Genomic DNA, 16199 nt, shown 5'->3' with positions numbered 1-16199 from the left:
TGTAGCGCTGTCTCACATCTATCACAACGACACGTATGCTAGTGACACGCTTACAGGAGGGATCACTGTGCAGTTCAGCCTGACCGTCAACGGCGAATCGCTCGAAATCGAAGCAGCGCCGGACGACGACCTCGCATCGGTACTCCGACGCGAAGGGTACACCGGCGTGAAATGCGGCTGTGACGGCGGTGTCTGTGGCGCTTCGAAAGTGCTCATCGAAGGGAGCGCGGAGATGGCCTGCGGGAAAGCAGTCCGGGAGGCCGACGGCGCGACCATCCGGACGATCGAAGGCTTCGGGAGCCAGGACGATCTGCACCCGATTCAGCAGGCGTTCGTCGATCACTTCGCGGTCCAGTGTGGGTTCTGTATCCCGGGCATGATCGTCCAGACGAAGGAACTGCTCGAGGAGACCCCGAACCCGACCGAGGGGGAGGTCCGGGAGGCGATCGACGACAATCTGTGTCGGTGTACCGGCTACCAGAAGCCCGTCGAAGCGATCCTCGACGCCGCAGAGCGCGTACACGGCGACGGAGCCGTCGCGACGGACGGCGGCGCGCCGTCCGAATCGACCGCCCACGAGGCGACCGACCGACCCGGTGAGACGCGAGACACATGACTACCGAAGACGATCCAAAACCCGATGGCGGGACGGCATCGCACACAGAACAGGACGTCGCGGCGCTCGAGGACCATCCCCTCGAGTGGGACGAACCGGAGAACAACAACCTGGCGCCGGACGAGCGAGCCAGCGTCTCGCGGCCGGCCGAGAAAGACGACGACCCGAAACTCGTCACCGGGCAGGCGAAGTACACCGCGGATTACGAGACGCAGTTCCCCGGTCTCGCATACGCCGCCGTCGTCCGGAGCGAGATACCACACGGCTACGTGACGGACGTCGACACGAGCGCCGCCGAGGAGATGGACGGCGTCCGCACCGTCCTGACGCCGTGGTCCGAAGAGACGCCCGACGCGAAGTACACCAGTGCGGGCCAGTCCTACCCCGAACCGAGTCCGTGGGACATGAACGTGTTAAACGAGCACGTCCGCTACGTCGGCGATCCCATCGCGGCGGTCGCGGCTGACGACGCCGAAACCGCACGCGCCGCGGCCGAGCGCATCGCAGTCGAGTACGAGGAAGACGAGTACGTGCTCGATCCCGAGGACGCCTACTCCGAGGACGCACCGCAGTTGTTCGGCGACGACGAGGTCGAGAACGAAATCGTCGGGCACGATTACAGCCGCAATCGGATGTCCCAGATCGAAGGCGAGATCGGCGACGTCGACGAGACCGTCGACCGCGACGACGTCCACGTCCACGAGAGCGAGTGGGAGACGATCCGACAGTCACACGCCCAGATCGAGACACACACCACCCTCGCGTACACCGACGAGGACGACCGACACGTTCTCGTCACGAGTACGCAGGTGCCAAACCACACGCGCCGGCAGTTAGCTCACCTGTTCGACATCCCCATTCGGGACATCCGCGTCTCGAAACCGCGGGTCGGTGGCGGCTTCGGCGGCAAACAGGCCATGGTCGTCGAGCCGATCCCGCTCGCGCTCTCGCTCGCGACCGATCGACCCGTGATCTACGAGGCCACGCGCGAAGAGGAGTTCTCCGCGATGCGGTCGCGACACCCGATGAAAGTCCGCGCGCGGACCGCGGTCACCGACGACGGATCGATCGAAGCCCTCGATCTGTACGCGCTCTCGAACACGGGCGCGTACGGGAGCCACGGGATGACGGTCGCCGGAAACGTCGGCAGCAAGCCGATGCCGCTGTACTCGAAGGTCCCGAACGCGCGATTCAAAGCCGACATCGTCCACACGAACACTCCACAGACCGGTGCGATGCGCGGCTACGGCGCGCCGCAGGGCACCCTCGCGCTCGAGGGACACCTGGACGAGGTGGCCCGCGACCTCGACATAGATCCCATCGAGTTCCGTCAGAACCACTACATGGAGGTCGGCGATCTCGACGAGATCGCCGGCATGATGGGCGGCGAAGGCGCAGAGCGCCGGATTCGATCCTGTGGACTCGACGAATGTATCGAACGCGGGAAAGAGGCGATCGGCTGGGACGACCTCGAGCAACCCGACGAGGCACAACTTCACCGCGGCATCGGGATGGCACTCTCGGCGCAGGGAACCGGCGTCGCGGGCGACGAACTCGGCGCCGCCCAGCTCATGATGAACGAGGACGGCTCGTTTCACCTCCACGTCGGCGGCGTCGACATCGGAACCGGAGCGGACACGGCGTTCATCCAGATCGCAGCCGAAGTACTGGGCTGTCCCGAAACGGACATCGTGATCAAATCGTCCGACACGGACGTCACTCCCTTCGACTACGGGGCGTACGCCTCCTCGACGACGTACATCAGCGGCATGGCGGTCAAGAAGGCCGCCGAAGACGCGAAAGAGCGCATCCTCTACTGGGGCTCGAAACTCATAGAGGAGCCCGAATCGAACCTCGAGACCGGAAACGGCAAGGTCTACAGCGAAGAGACGGATGCGAGCGTCGATCTCGAAGAGATCGGCTACGAGGCCGCGTACGGCCACGACGAACGCGAACACATCCTCGGAAAGGGGACCCACTGCACGGAGGAGAGTCCGCCGCCGTTTGCCGCGCAGTTCGCGGACGTCACCGTCGACGAGGAAACCGGCGAGTTCGAGGTCAACAAACTCGTCGTCGCGGTCGACTGCGGGGTCGCCATTAACCCCGGCATGGCGGAGGGGCAAGTCGAAGGCGCGAACCACATGAGCTACGAGATGGCGGTCTGCGAGGGCATCACGTTCGACGACGATGGCCGGTCGGCGGTGACGAGCTTCGACGAGTACGACTGGCCGACGGCGTCGGAGACGCCCCCGATCGAGTCGATCCTGGTCGAAACCCACGAGCCGACCGGTCCGTTCGGCGCGAAATCCGTCGCGGAGGTGCCGACGAACACGGTGCCGCCGGCGCTGAGCAACGCCGTCCGCGAGGCGGTCGGCGTTCGGATCACCGACATGCCGATCACCCCGGAGAAGATCAGAGCCGCCCTCGAAGACGACGAGTGAACCGAGTCCCTTACCTGACACTTCGGTCGGCCCTCTCCCGCTTCTGCTCTCGTTTTTGCCCTCCCGATCCGCGCATTCGAGGTCGCGGCCGGATCGACCGTTTCGTTTGATTCTCTCGATTGCGTGACGTTCACCGCCCCTGCCGTCCAGTTCGACCGTCGGTGATTGGGCGATCGCAGAACATGTTTTTTTACAGAGTGATAGAGAGCAGAAACCTCGACAAATCTTAAGGGTCCCGTACGTGACGTGTGAGGTATAGTGGTAGCATCACCCATAGAGGGAGCCATATGCACATCGAATGTACACTCAACGGTACCGAACGCTCGTTCGAGGCATCGAAATCCGACCTCCTGCTCGACGTGTTACGTCGAAACGGGTACACCGGCGCCAAGCGCGGCTGTGACACCGGCGCGTGTGGCATGTGTACGGTCCAGATCGACGGCGAACCGACGATGTCGTGTATAACGCCGGTCGCGAAAGCCGACGGTGCGGCCGTCGAAACGATCGAGGGCCTCGGGACACAGGACGACCTTCACCCGGTACAGCAAGCCTTCGTCGACAACTCGGCGCTCCAGTGTGGGTTCTGTATCCCGGGCATGATCATGCGATCGAAGGCGCTGCTCGAGGAGAACCCGTCACCGAGCGAAGCGGAGGTCAGAGAGGCGCTGTCGGACAACCTGTGTCGGTGCACCGGGTACAAGAAAATCGTCGAAGCGGTCCTCGAGGCGGCGGAGAACGTGGACGAACGGACGGTCGCGGCGGACGGGGGACGCGGTGGTACGGAGTTCGGGCGCTCGTGTGACCGCGTCCATGAACGACTCGAGGGCGATTCGCGAGGTGAGACGGATCGATGAGTACGCCCACCGAACGAGACCGTCCCGAAGAGGGCACGGCCGAGGAGAGCCGTCAGCGAAGCGCGGATGCCGAGCGGTCCCCGATGGAGTGGGACGAACCGGAGAACAATCGCAAGAGCGAGGACGAACGCGAGAACCTCACGACGGACGTCGAGAAGGACGACGCGCGGAAGATCGTGACGGGCGAGGCCCGATACACGGCCGATTACAGCCGTCGATTTCCGGACCTCGTCCACGGGACGGTCGTCCGCAGCGATATCGCACACGGCGACGTGACGAACGTCGACACGAGCGCCGCCGAGGAGATGGAGGGCGTGTACGCGGTCGTCACGCCCTGGGACGACGTCGTTCCCGGGACGCTGTACTCGAGTTCGGGCCAGTCCTACCCGGAGCCGAGTCCGTGGGACATGCGGGTCCTCCGGAGACACGTGCGGTTCGTCGGCGACCCGATCGCGGCCGTGGCCGCCGAGACAGGCGAGATCGCCGATCGCGCCGCCCGCGCGATCGAAGTCGAGTACGAGGAACGCGACGCCGTCTTCGACGTCGAGGCGGCGATGGAACCCGAGGCCCCGCAACTGTTCGATGACGACGACGTCGAGAACGCACAGAGCGGATCGGACTACGACCGCAACCTCGAGTCGCACTTCGAAGGCGAAATCGGCGACGTCGACGCCGCACTCGAGCGCGACGACGTTCGCGTTCACGAGACCGACCTGGACACGCCGTATCAGTCCCACTGCGTCCCGGAGCCGCACACGACGATCGCCTACACGGACGAAGACGACCGCTATACCTTCATCACGGCGACGCAGGTGCCCAACCACACGCGACGGCAACTCGCGCACGTCTTCGACGTTCCGATCCGGGATATTCGCGTCGAGAAACCGCGCGTCGGCGCCGGCTTCGGCGCGAAACAGGAGATGGCGATCGAACCGATCGCGTTCGCACTGCACCTGAAAGCCGACCGGCCCGTCAAACTCGAGATGACGAGACAGGAGGAGTTCTACGCGTTGCGGTCGCGCCATCCGATGGACATGACGATGCGATCGGCGGTGACCGAAGACGGAACGATCGTGGCGATGGACCTCTACGCGCGCTCGAATTCCGGCGCCTACGGCACGCACGGAATGACGGTGGCCACGAACGTCGGGACCAAGGCGCTACCCCTGTATCCGCGCGTGCCGAACATCCGGTTCGAGGGCGACGTCGTCCACACGAATCTTCCGATGGGTGCTGCGATGCGCGGCTACGGCGCACCGCAGGGACACTTCGCCGTCGAGTCGCACGTCGACGAGGTGGCGCGAGACCTCGGGATCGATCCCGTCGAGTTCAAACGGCGAAATGCGATCCGAGAGGGGGACCTCGACGACGTCTCGACCATCCTCAAAGACGACGATCGGTTCGCCAGGCGAATCCGCTCCTGCGGCCTTCGAGAGTGTATCGAACGGGGCATGGAGGCCATCGACTGGGACGATATCGAGCAACCCGACGAGGACCACCGTCATCGCGGGGTCGGGATGGCGATCTGTGCACAGGGAAGCGGCGTCGCGGGCAAGGAACTCGGCGCTGCGAAACTCAAGATGAACGAGGACGGCTCGTTTCACCTCCACGTCGGCGGCGTCGACACCGGGACCGGAAACGACACGATGTTCAGCCAGGTCGCAGCCGAAGTGCTTGGCTGTCGCCCCGCAGACATCGTCGTCGAGTCCTCGGATACCGACGTCACCCCGTTCGACTACGGATCCTACGCCTCCTCGACGACGTACATCAGCGGAACCGCCGTCAAGAAGGCCGCCGAAGACGCCAGAGATCGACTGCTGTACTGGGGCGCGAAACTCATAGAGGAGCCTGAATCGAACCTCGAGACCGGAGACGGGGAAGTCTACAGCGAGGAGACGGGCGCGAGCGTCGACTTAGAGGAGATCGGCTACGAGGCAACCTACGGCCACGACGAGCGCGAACAGATCATGGGCGACGGACACCACTCGACGGACGAGAGTCCGCCGCCGTTCGGCGCGCAGTTCGTGGACGTGACCGTCGACGAGGAGACCGGCGAGTTCGAACTGAACAAACTGGTCTACGCGGCCGACTGCGGAGTCGCCATCAACCCCCCGCTCGCGGAGGGACAGGTCGAGGGCGGCCAACACATGAGCCTCGAGTACGCGACGAGCGGCGGACTGGATTTCGACGACGAGGGGAACCCGCAGACGACCGGGTTCCGTCAGTACGGGATGCCGCGGACGACGGACCACCCGCCGATGGAGACGATCCTCGTGGAAACGCACGAACCGACGGGTCCGTTCGGCGCGAAATCCATCGGCGAACTGCCGACGAACGGGATCCCGCCCGCACTCAGCAACGCCATCCGCGACGCCGTCGGGGTGCGCGTGACGTCGTTGCCGATCACCGCGGCGGACGTCAAAGCGGCACTCGACCGTCGCGATTCGTAACGCCGTGGAGTGACCGTTATTTTCGACGTCTCCTCTCGGGAGAGCCGGTGACGGATGCTTCGGTGGCCGTGCCCTTGCGTACCGCGTGCCACTCGGTGTGGCCGTCGCTCCAGTATCTGTGACGAAGGGACATAATTGCCACACGGCTGAGGAGTTAAATAGCGCTACGCCGTGGAGACGGACTACGCGGACGGGACCTGCTCTCGAAGGGAGGCACGCGACCGTCGGAGGAAGAACATGGGAACGGACGACCAACGGAAGGCACAGGGAACCCCCCGGTTCGATCAGGAGCAACGCTATTTCAGCGAGCGCCAGCGACGCGTCTATCAGTTCGTCCGCGAATACGAGCCGGTGACCGGTGAGCGACTGGTCCAGCGGTTCGGTTCCGTGACCGAGCAACGCGGTGTCGTCCACCACTGTGCCGCGCTCAAACGACTCGGGTTTCTCGCGGCCGATGGGGACCGACTTCGAATCGGATTCGACGTCGAAACGCTCTCCGAGCCGAAATCGATCACCTCTCCCGAAGCCGACGTGGAAGTCACGATTCGACCGGTGCGGTGTGCCGAGTACGGTGACCTGCGTTCCCGTCTTCGACAGCACGACGGCGAGACTCCCGACGTCGCGGCGGAACGGATCGCTCGGCGAGTCGCGTCCGAGGGGCGACTGTTTCGCCAGGACGGGGTCTGTGAACGTGTCGCATACGCCGCGTACACGGCGGACGAACTCCGCGGGTGGGTCCTTCTCAGTTCGTCTCGGCCGCGGGGCGGACACACGGTGTCGCTGACGAGCGGCGCCCGCGAGAATCGAACTCGTGAGAGCGACGGCGGTCTCGAGCGGCGCCTCCGAGAGTACGGTCTCGAGTGGGCACGATCCCGAGGATACGGGAAGGTCTATCGCTCGCTTCCGGCCACGAACGCGGCTGCCATCGAGACCCTCGAATCCGAGGGCTGGGAAATCGACGCCAGACGCGAGGATCGCTATCGCACGGAATCGGGGCCCGTCGACGAAGTGATACTGGCGTGGCGGCTCGACGACGGCGGGACGCGTCCCGACTGACGAACTCGACGAGGAACCGTTGCGCGGGCCAACCGAGAGTCGAGCCGCGATCCGAACGAGAGCGGGTGAAACGGGACGATTTCGGAGCCGCTCGAACGTCAGCTTCGCGGAACGGTCTCGTCCGCTGATGGGGTGGCCCGTTCGGGGACGCGGATCCGGAGGGAGAACGTCTCCGTCCCCTCGGAGTCGGTCGCGGTGGCATCGGCCACCGCGTATCCGTGTTTGTAGCACGTTCTGCAAATACTCCGCTCAGCGGGCGGATAATCGCCGGTGACGACGAGTTCGTCACCCGGCTCGAGTTCCTCGAGACAGCGCCGGACGATGCTCACCGGCTGCGGGCAGACCATTCCACTGACGTCGACGTGCACGTCCCCAGGTACGGGCACGCCGGTAATAACAGTTGGTGGCCGGTTCGGCGGCGGTGTGTGGGCCCCGTCGAAAACGAGGGAATGCTCGAAACACCGTCGCAAACGGTTTGCGACGCCAGTGGAACACGGTCGGCTGGAGGCGAATTTTATACCGGGAGTGAGATACTATCACGTACGATGGTGCACGTTCGAAGCGGGCCGACCAGACGTTCGTTTCTCGGCGTGATCGGGGCGTCTATCGGTCTCACGGCAGGCTGTCTCGGAAGTGCGGACGGCGAGGAACTCTCCGTCGGCGTCATTCCGGACGTCGATCCGGAAACGGCGATCGACAGGAACGTTCCGCTCGCAAATCACCTCGAGGAGGAACTCGGGACCGAAATCGATCTGGATACGACGTCCGATTACGCGGGTCTGGTCCAGGCGACGACCGGAGAGCACGTCGACATCGCATACTTCGGCGGCGTCTCGTACGTCGTCGCGAGTCAGCGCGCCGACGTCAACGCGTTCGCCGTCGGCGAAAAGGACGGGACGACGGAGCGTCCACGGAATGGTCCCGCAGATCACGCCGACGCTGGTGTTGTACACGCTGTATCGATGGGAGTGTTCGATCCGGGCGGCGACCGTACTCGGATTCGTCGGTGCCGGCGGACTCGGGTATTACCTCACGATCACGATACAGCGGCTCCAGTATCGGAAGTTGCTGACCGCGATCGGCGCCGTATTCGTCCTCGTCGTGGGCTGTGATTATCTCTCGAGTCGATTGCGAACGGCGCTGCGCTAACCCGCTATGGCCGCACTTCCTCCGCAGCGTCTCGATGGTCCTCGAGCGAGAGCCCGACGTCGCGTGCCTGCTGGCGGATATCGTCCGCATCGACGGTCGTTACCTCGCCGTCGTCCATGAGCACCTCACCGTCGACCATCGAGAAGACGACGTCGTCGCCGTGGGCCGCGAAGACGAGGTGGGAGAGCGGATCGTGCAGCGGCGTCGCACGGGTCACGTCGGTCCGAACGCCGACAATGTCCGCACGCCAGCCCGGTTTGAGCTCGCCGAGTCGGTCGAAGCCGGCAGCTTTCGCGCCGTTGATCGTCGCCATCTCGAAGAGCGTCTCGGCAGGTGCGGCGACGGGGTCGAGACGGTCGACCTTCTGGAGGAGGCTCCCCTGGCGCATCTCCGTGAACGGATCGAGCGTGTTGTTACAGGGCGGCCCGTCGTTGCCGAGTGCGACGTTGATTCCGCGATCCAGGTAGTCCACGATGGGCGCGATGCCGCTCGCCAGTTTCATATTCGACGAGGGGCAGTGGGTGACGTGCGTCCCGGTCTCGGCCAGCACCTCGCGTTCGCTCTCGTCCGTCCAGACGCAGTGAGCGAGCACGACGTCCTCTCCGGTGAGACCGACCTCGTCCAGCCAGTGGATGTTTCGCATCCCGGTGTCCGATTCGACCGTTTCGATCTCGCTTCGGTTCTCGCTCGCGTGCGTGTGGATTCGAACGCCGTCGTATTTGTCCGCGAGTTCGCGAGCGCCGCGGAGGCACTCCTCGGTACACGAGACGGCGAATCGGGGCGTGACCGCGTACCGGATGCGGTCGTCGAACGAGCCGTGGTACGTCCGAATGAGTCGTTCGGTCTCGGCCAGTGCGTCGTCGGTCGCTTCGTCGAGACCCTCCGGCGACCGTTGGTCCATCATGACCTTTCCGAGCAGGCCGCGGATCCCCATCGTGCCGGCCGCCTCGAACGCGCGATCCGCGTGGTTCACAGAGAGGTGATCGATACACGTCGTCGTCCCGCTCTCGATCATCTCGAGGTAGCCGAGTTTCGCCGCGATTTCCATCTCCGTCTCCGACAGCGACGCTTCCATCGGCAGGATGTATTCGAAGAGCCAGTCGAGCAGTTCCGAATCGTCCGCGATGCCGCGCCCGAGGCTCTGGACCGAGTGGATGTGGCCCCCGACGAGACCGGGAAGGAGGACGTTGTAGGATCGCTCTTCCCGATCCGGATACCGATCGACGATTTCCGCGCGTCGTCCCACCGCCTCGATTCGTGACCCGTCGACCACCACGCTGCCGTCGTCGAGGACTGTCTCGGAGTCCGCGATTACCGTGCCAGATAGTATCATACGTTCCTTGCTCTTCCCGGAAAGGTAAAATGATTACTACTTCCGAGACAGGTATCGTGCGCGACACCGACCGAGGAGCGGGCCGCTCGGACGGGCGAGGGACGGTTCACTCGGACGCCCGTTCGCGTATCGCACGGAGGAGGACGTCGGCGCCGGTAACGATGTCGTCCCACTCGGTGTACTCGCTCTCCCGGTGGCTGATTCCGTCGACGCTCGGAACGAAGATCATGCTCGTCGGCGCGATCTTGTTGAGGTAGTTCGCGTCGTGGCCCGCGCCGCTCACCAGTCGAGTGTACTCGCAACCGGCGTCCTCGGCCGCGTTCGCGACGGTCTCGATACAGCCGTCGTCGAACGGATCGGCGTCGACCCGCATGATCTCCTCGAGTTCGTACTCGAGTCCCTCCCGGTCGGCAGCCCACTGGATCTCGTTTTCGATCCGCTCGACGGCCGCGTCGACGACGGCGTTGTCGTACGAGCGGAAATCGAGGGTGAATTCGACGCGTTCGGGAATGACGTTGATCGCGTTCGGCCACACGTCGACGCTGCCGACCGTCCCGACGAGATCGGTCCCTTCGGTCGCCGTTATCTCGCGGACGGCCTTCGTCACGTCCGCCGTGGCGACGAACGCATCGTGGCGCATGTTCATCGGCGTGGGGCCGGCGTGGTTCGCCTGGCCCTCGAACGCGACGTTCATCCACGAAAAGCCGAAGACCCCCTCGACGACGCCCACGCTGAGATCCGCCTGCTCGAGAAACGGCCCTTGCTCGACGTGGAGTTCGAAATAGCAGTGGATATCGTCCGCGGAACACGGTTCGTCGCCCTTGTACCCGATCCGTTCGAGTTCGTCACCGAACCGATTCCCGTCCTTGTCTTCCCGGTCGTAGGCGTACTCGAGGTCGAAGACGCCGGTATAGACGCCGCTGCCGAGCATGTCCGGCTGGAACCGAACGCCTTCCTCGTCGCTCCAGGCGACGACGTCGATCGGCCGTTTCGTTTCGACGCCGGCGTCGTTCAACGCTTCGACGACCTCGAGAGCGCTCAAGACGCCGACGACGCCGTCGTACCGACCGCCGTTGTACTGACTGTCGATATGAGAGCCTGACACGACCGGAGCGGCCGAGGGATCGCGCCCCTCCCGGCGGCCGAAGATGTTGCCCATCTCGTCGATGCGCACCTCGAGGCCCGCCTCGCGGAACCACTCGACCAGCGTGTCGCGCGCTTCTCTGTTCTCGTCGGAGAGCGAGGGGCGGTTTACGCCCCCCGCATCGGTCGCCCCGATCCGGCTGAATTCGTCGAACCGCTCGCGGAACCGACCGTCGTCTATCGTAGCGGATGTCATACCTCATCACACCTAGCCCACCGTCTTTAACATTCCGACGAGCGACGGACTGACCGCCCGTTCGAACCGACGCGCGGGGTTCGGTCGTCGATCGTGACAGGAGACTTCGATAGCCGGCGGGGCACGGCGATTTCTCTTCGCCCACCTGCCACGATCGAACCGCTAGCCGGGTTGTCACGCCGAGTTCGATACCCCACACGGCGTGTAAGATACAGTGACCAAAAGAACCAAATCATCGATACACGATAACAGTAGTATGTCGTCTCTTACCACGGAATCGATAGAATTCCGTAACGCGCGGGTCGTAGACGGGAGCGGCGGTGACGCCGACACCGCCACCGTCCTGGTCGACGACGGCCGGATTCGGCGAATCGCCGACGAGCCGGCCGGGGCCGACCGCGAAATCGACCTCGAGGGATCGGTCCTCGCCCCGGGATTCATCGATATGCACGCACACTCCGAGTTGCGACTGTTCGAAAGGCCCGACGCGGCCGAAAAGATAACGCAGGGCGTAACGACGGAGGTCCTCGGACAGGACGGCGTCAGCGTCGCGCCGGTTCCGGCGGCGCTCAAAGCGGAGTGGGCGAACCGAATCCAGTCGCTCGACGGCACGATCGACCGGGAGTGGCCCTGGACGACCGTCCGCGGTTTTCTCGACGAACTGAGTGACGCGGAACCGGCCGTCAACGCCGCCTTCTACGCCCCCCACGGAAACCTCCGGTCGCTGCAGGCCGGATTCGAAGACCGCCCCCTCGAAGACGACGAACTCGAGTCCCTCCAGGAGGACCTGGCCGCGGCGCTCGAGGAGGGCGCCTTCGGGCTGTCGAAGGGAATGATCTACCCGCCGAGTTCCTACGGCCGCGACCCGGAACTGGAAGCGCTGGCGGAAACCGTCGGCGAGTACGATTCTTTCATGGTTTCGCACGTGTGGAACGAAACCGACTACGTCGTCGAATCCATCGAACGCTACCTCGACATTTGCCATCGCGGCGGGTGTGACGCGCACGTCTCCCATCTCAAGGTCGGGGGACAGCACAACTGGGGGGCCTCCGAGGACGTTCTCTCGCTGTTCGACGACGCCGAAGCGCGGGGGCAATCCGTCTCCTTCGATCAGTATCCCTACACCGCCGGGTCGACGATGCTCACGGCGCTGTTGCCGCCGTGGGCGCGCCAGGACGATTCGGACGCGATACTCGAGCGCCTCCGCGAGGAGACGGCGCGAGAGCGCATCGCGGCAGACATCGCGGAACCCGGGGAGTGGGAGAACCTCGCCCGCGCGGCCGGGACGTGGGACAACATCCTGATCACACGGACGGAAAGCGGACGCCACCAGGGCGAAACGGTCGCGGAAATCGCCGCCGAACGAGATCTCGATCCGGTCGACGCGATGTGTGACCTCCTCGTCGAAGAGGACCTCGACGTGACGATGGCCGACTTCATCATGTCCGAAGACGATATCGAGCGCTTCCTCGCCGATCCACGAGGGACCTTCTGCAGCGACGGTATCTTCGGTGGGAAACCCCACCCACGCGCGATCGGAACGTTCCCGCGGATCCTCGAGCGATACGTTCGAGAACGCGACACGCTGTCGCTCGAACGCATGGTGTACAAGGCGGCCGGCCGCCCGGCGGACCTTCTCGGGCTTCCGGACCGCGGCTACGTGAAAGAGGGCTACGTGGCCGACCTCGTCGCGTTCGACCCCGACGTCGTCGTCGAGCGACCGACGTACGAGGACCCGAACCGGCTGACGGAGGATCTCGAGTACGTCCTCGTCGGCGGCGACGTCGCGGTCGAAGACGGAACCCCGACCGGCGAACGGAACGGATCCGTCCTCCGCTCGACCGAGGAGTGGGACGGCGGGACGCGCCCGTCCCGTTCGCGCAGCGTGTTCTGAGCCACACGGAACGCACACCGTGTGGCAACGAGCCACTCCGCTGGCAACGTACCGCTAACGCGCAGATCCCGTTTCCGTGTCGGCTCTGTGCCCCACGGGACGGCACTCGAGGCGGGTAGATTGCGCCCGGGCGAGAGACGACGATTCACACTCGCGGAGACCACGCTCGGACGTCAAAACGAACACGCGCCGTCCGGCCGTCGCGTCTGTGCTACCTTGCCCCATAGTTATATATCACCTGCGCTGCTATTTGTGAACGACTCCATGAGCTACAGTCACGAGGCAAGCGACGGGAGCGACAGAGTCGGAATTTACCTTCAGGACAAGCACCCGATTCGCGAGAATATGGAACTGGTACAGTACGCCGAAGAACGGGGGTTCGACGAAGTCTGGCAGGCCGAATCGCGCCTCGCCCGGGACGCCATCACCCCGATGGCAGCCTACGCCGCCGTCACCGACGACATCAAAATCGGCTCCGGCGTCATCAACAACTGGACGCGGAACACGGCCCTCATCGCACAGACGATGAGTACCCTCGAGGAGCTGGCCGGTCCGAACCGAATCCTCTGTGGGATCGGCGCCTGGTGGGACCCCCTCGCCGAGAAGGTCGGCATCGATCGCTCCGATTCGCTGCGTGCGATGCGCGAGTGCGTCGAAGTGACGAAACGCTTACTCGAGATGGAGAACGTGACCTACGACGGCGACCACGTCAACGTCCGTGACATCGAACTGGACGTCGTTCACGGCGATTCCGGCCCCCGAACCGTGCCCGTCTACGTCGGCGCCACCGGGTTCAAGATGATGGAGTTGACGGGCCACTTCGCCGACGGGGCCCTCATGAACTACCTCGTCAGTCCGGAGTACAACCAGAAAGCCCTGGACGCACTCCAGACGGGAGCGGACCGCTCCGACAGGTCCGTAGACGAGATCGATCGACCGCAACTGATCGTCTGTTCGATGGACCACGACGAAGAGAAGGCGCTCGACAACGCCCGGGAACTCATCACGCAGTATCTGGGCCAACAGCCCCACATCATGAAAGCCAGCGGCGTGAGCCAGGACCTGATCGACGAGGTCGGCGAGGCCATCGGCGGCTGGCCGGCCGACAAGGACGACATCCGGAAGGGGATGGACCTCATCCCGGACGAGGTCGTCCACAAGTTGACGGCGAGCGGGACCCCCGAGCAGTGTCGCGCGAAAGTTCGAGAGTACGCGGACAACGGCTGTCTCTGCCCGATCCTGTACCCCCTCGGTGACGATCCGGAACTCATGATCGACGAGTTCGCGGACGGCTACCGCTGATCGAGTACGGGACGCTGGAATCCGCGACGGGGGAGTCGTGTGCCGGGGCTGCTGTCGTTTGCGCTCGCACCATTTTCGTGCGCCGTTTTCGGCTCGGGCTGAGATCCGCCCACTCCGACGTGGCGTTCCGATGGCGGGCGAGTCTCGAGGGTGACGGCGTGACTCGAGGCGCTATCAGAGACGGCGTGACTCGAGGGTGAGGACGAACGGGATCGAAAAATAGGTCGACCCGACTCTCGGCGGACGGCGCTCAGTCGTCGGCGGCCGCCGACGTCGGGACGTCGTAGCGCTGCTGGACTTCGGCGATGTCAGGATCGATCCGCACGACGTCGCCGGTCGCCCGTTTCGCGCTCTCGGTGTCTTTGAGCCCGAACCCGGTCGAGTTGATGACGACCGTCTCGTCGGACCCGACGATTCCCTCGTCGATCGCGCGCCTGACGCCGGCGAGCGGCGTTGCGCCGGCCGGTTCGGTGTAAATGCCTTCGGTGCTCCCGAGCAGCTTTTCGGCCTCGAGAATTTCCTCGTCCTCGACGAGCAAGGCGGTGCCGCCGCTTTCTTCTAGCGCACGGCAGGCTTTGATCGTGTTTCGGGGTCGACCGACGGCGATGCTGTCGGCGAGCGTGTCGGCGAGGTCGTCGACGTCGTCGTGGTCGTGGAACGCGTCGTGGATCGCGGACGCGCCCTCAGCTTGCACGCCGAGCATCTTCGGCGTGTCTTCGACGTACCCGAGGTCGTAGAACTCCCGGAATCCTTTCCAGGCGCCGGCGATCGTACAGCCATCACCCATCGAGAAGACGACCCAGTCCGGAATCTCGCCGCGGACCCTCGATTGTTCGGCGAGTTCGTGGCCGACGGTGCGTTTGCCCTCGACCTGGAACGGGTTGATCGCGGCGTTGCGGTTGTACCAGCCGTACTCGTCGGTAACCTCGACGCTCAGATCGTAGGCCTCGTCGTACGATCCGTTGACGGCCAGAACGTCGGCACCGTAGACGAGCGGCTGTGCGAGCTTTCCGGCGGGGGCGTCGCCGGGAACGAAGATTCGACAGTCGAGCCCCCCGCGAGCGGCGTACCCGGACAGCGAGGCCGCAGCGTTCCCGGTCGACGCACAGGTGATGATGTCACGACCGGCGTGTTTCGCCTTCGTGACCGCGACGGAACTCGCCCGGTCTTTGAAACAGCCGGTCGGATTCCGACCGTCGTCCTTGACCAGCGTCGTAACACCGAGTTCCGCGGTGAGATTCGGCGCGTCGAAGAGATCCGTGCCGCCTTCGTTGAGCGTCACGATATCGGCGTCGTCGTCCACCGGGAGGAAGGCCTCGTACTTCCACTGACTCGTGATGTTTCCGTCGAGTTCGGCGTCGAAGTTGTCGTCGATGACGTCGTAATCGTACGTCACTTCGAGGATGCCCGAGACACCCTCGTGCTCCGGGCAGGTGTAGATGATCTGGTCCGGATCGTACTCTTTCCCACAAATCGTACACTCGAGTGTGGTAACGTGGTCCATCGCCATGGCACAACCAAAGGAGGCGGCTCACATAAAGACTAGCTTCCACGTCCCGTCCGGCCCCGAAACTGCGAAATCGACGATCGAAACGACGCGACGCGGGAGCGGCAGCGAAGATATCCCAACGGTACGAACTCCCCGACCGTCCAACGGCGAATCGATCCGTCGGAGTCACCGGTCGGACCGACACTCGAGCCGGCATCCGATCGAACGCCGTTGCTCGAGTCGAGACGTGATCGTCGATCGTTTGTGACCGGACCA

Annotated in this window: 12 protein-coding genes; 8 read left to right on the top strand and 4 right to left on the bottom strand. The window is 64.4% G+C overall.

Annotated features, from left to right (window positions below; all coding sequences use genetic code 11):
* The first annotated feature begins 67 nt into the window (after positions 1-67).
* The 5 genes from NJT13_RS21310 (at position 68) to NJT13_RS21290 (ending at position 7417) form a co-directional block, all read left to right on the top strand.
* Positions 68-616 (top strand): (2Fe-2S)-binding protein, encoded by a 549-nt coding sequence (locus tag NJT13_RS21310; protein WP_254525546.1) that lies wholly within the window; start codon positions 68-70, stop codon positions 614-616.
* On the top strand, positions 613-3057 hold the full coding sequence (locus NJT13_RS21305) for a xanthine dehydrogenase family protein molybdopterin-binding subunit (RefSeq protein WP_254525545.1): 2445 nt from the start codon (positions 613-615) through the stop codon (positions 3055-3057). The genes NJT13_RS21310 and NJT13_RS21305 overlap by 4 nt, the downstream gene beginning before the upstream one ends.
* 287 nt (positions 3058-3344) lie before the next feature.
* A complete protein-coding gene (locus NJT13_RS21300) occupies positions 3345-3911 on the top strand; it encodes a (2Fe-2S)-binding protein (RefSeq protein WP_254525544.1) in 567 nt (188 codons plus the stop codon).
* Positions 3908-6361, top strand: a complete 2454-nt coding sequence (locus NJT13_RS21295; protein WP_254525543.1) for a xanthine dehydrogenase family protein molybdopterin-binding subunit — start codon at positions 3908-3910, stop codon at positions 6359-6361. The genes NJT13_RS21300 and NJT13_RS21295 overlap by 4 nt, the downstream gene beginning before the upstream one ends.
* A 237-nt stretch (positions 6362-6598) precedes the next feature.
* Positions 6599-7417: a GNAT family N-acetyltransferase gene (locus NJT13_RS21290; protein ID WP_254525542.1), complete on the top strand. Its 819-nt coding sequence runs from the start codon at positions 6599-6601 to the stop codon at positions 7415-7417.
* Positions 7418-7515: 98 nt separating this feature from the next.
* Here the strand turns inward: NJT13_RS21290 and NJT13_RS21285 are convergent, their stop codons facing one another.
* Positions 7516-7785, bottom strand: a complete 270-nt coding sequence (locus NJT13_RS21285; protein ID WP_254525541.1) for a sulfurtransferase TusA family protein — start codon at positions 7783-7785, stop codon at positions 7516-7518.
* A gap of 177 nt (positions 7786-7962) precedes the next feature.
* Here NJT13_RS21285 and NJT13_RS21280 point away from each other — a divergent pair, with 177 nt between their 5' ends.
* Complete coding sequence (locus NJT13_RS21280; protein WP_254525540.1) at positions 7963-8529, top strand: PhnD/SsuA/transferrin family substrate-binding protein; 567 nt, start codon at positions 7963-7965, stop codon at positions 8527-8529.
* 41 nt (positions 8530-8570) lie between these two features.
* On the opposite strand, the gene NJT13_RS21275 is transcribed toward NJT13_RS21280, so the two are convergent.
* Both NJT13_RS21275 and NJT13_RS21270 read right to left on the bottom strand, forming a co-directional pair.
* Positions 8571-9899: a 5'-deoxyadenosine deaminase gene (locus NJT13_RS21275; RefSeq protein WP_254525539.1), complete on the bottom strand. Its 1329-nt coding sequence runs from the start codon at positions 9897-9899 to the stop codon at positions 8571-8573.
* Positions 9900-10005: 106 nt separating this feature from the next.
* On the bottom strand, positions 10006-11238 hold the full coding sequence (locus NJT13_RS21270; protein ID WP_254525538.1) for a Zn-dependent hydrolase: 1233 nt from the start codon (positions 11236-11238) through the stop codon (positions 10006-10008).
* 256 nt (positions 11239-11494) lie between these two features.
* On the opposite strand from NJT13_RS21270, the gene NJT13_RS21265 reads away from it, so the two are divergent.
* Both NJT13_RS21265 and NJT13_RS21260 read left to right on the top strand, forming a co-directional pair.
* Positions 11495-13132: an N-acyl-D-amino-acid deacylase family protein gene (locus NJT13_RS21265; protein WP_254525537.1), complete on the top strand. Its 1638-nt coding sequence runs from the start codon at positions 11495-11497 to the stop codon at positions 13130-13132.
* A 264-nt stretch (positions 13133-13396) separates the two neighbouring features.
* A complete protein-coding gene (locus tag NJT13_RS21260) occupies positions 13397-14434 on the top strand; it encodes an LLM class flavin-dependent oxidoreductase (RefSeq protein ID WP_254525536.1) in 1038 nt (345 codons plus the stop codon).
* 250 nt (positions 14435-14684) lie between these two features.
* Here NJT13_RS21260 and thrC read toward each other — a convergent pair whose 3' ends face one another.
* Positions 14685-15944, bottom strand: coding sequence for a threonine synthase (gene thrC, locus NJT13_RS21255; protein WP_254525535.1), 1260 nt, complete (start codon positions 15942-15944; stop codon positions 14685-14687).
* Positions 15945-16199: the final 255 nt, after the last annotated feature.

The sequence above is a fragment of the Natrinema caseinilyticum genome, from assembly GCF_024227435.1.
Lineage (GTDB): Archaea > Halobacteriota > Halobacteria > Halobacteriales > Natrialbaceae > Natrinema > Natrinema caseinilyticum.
This window is presented reverse-complemented; position numbering and strand designations above follow the sequence as displayed.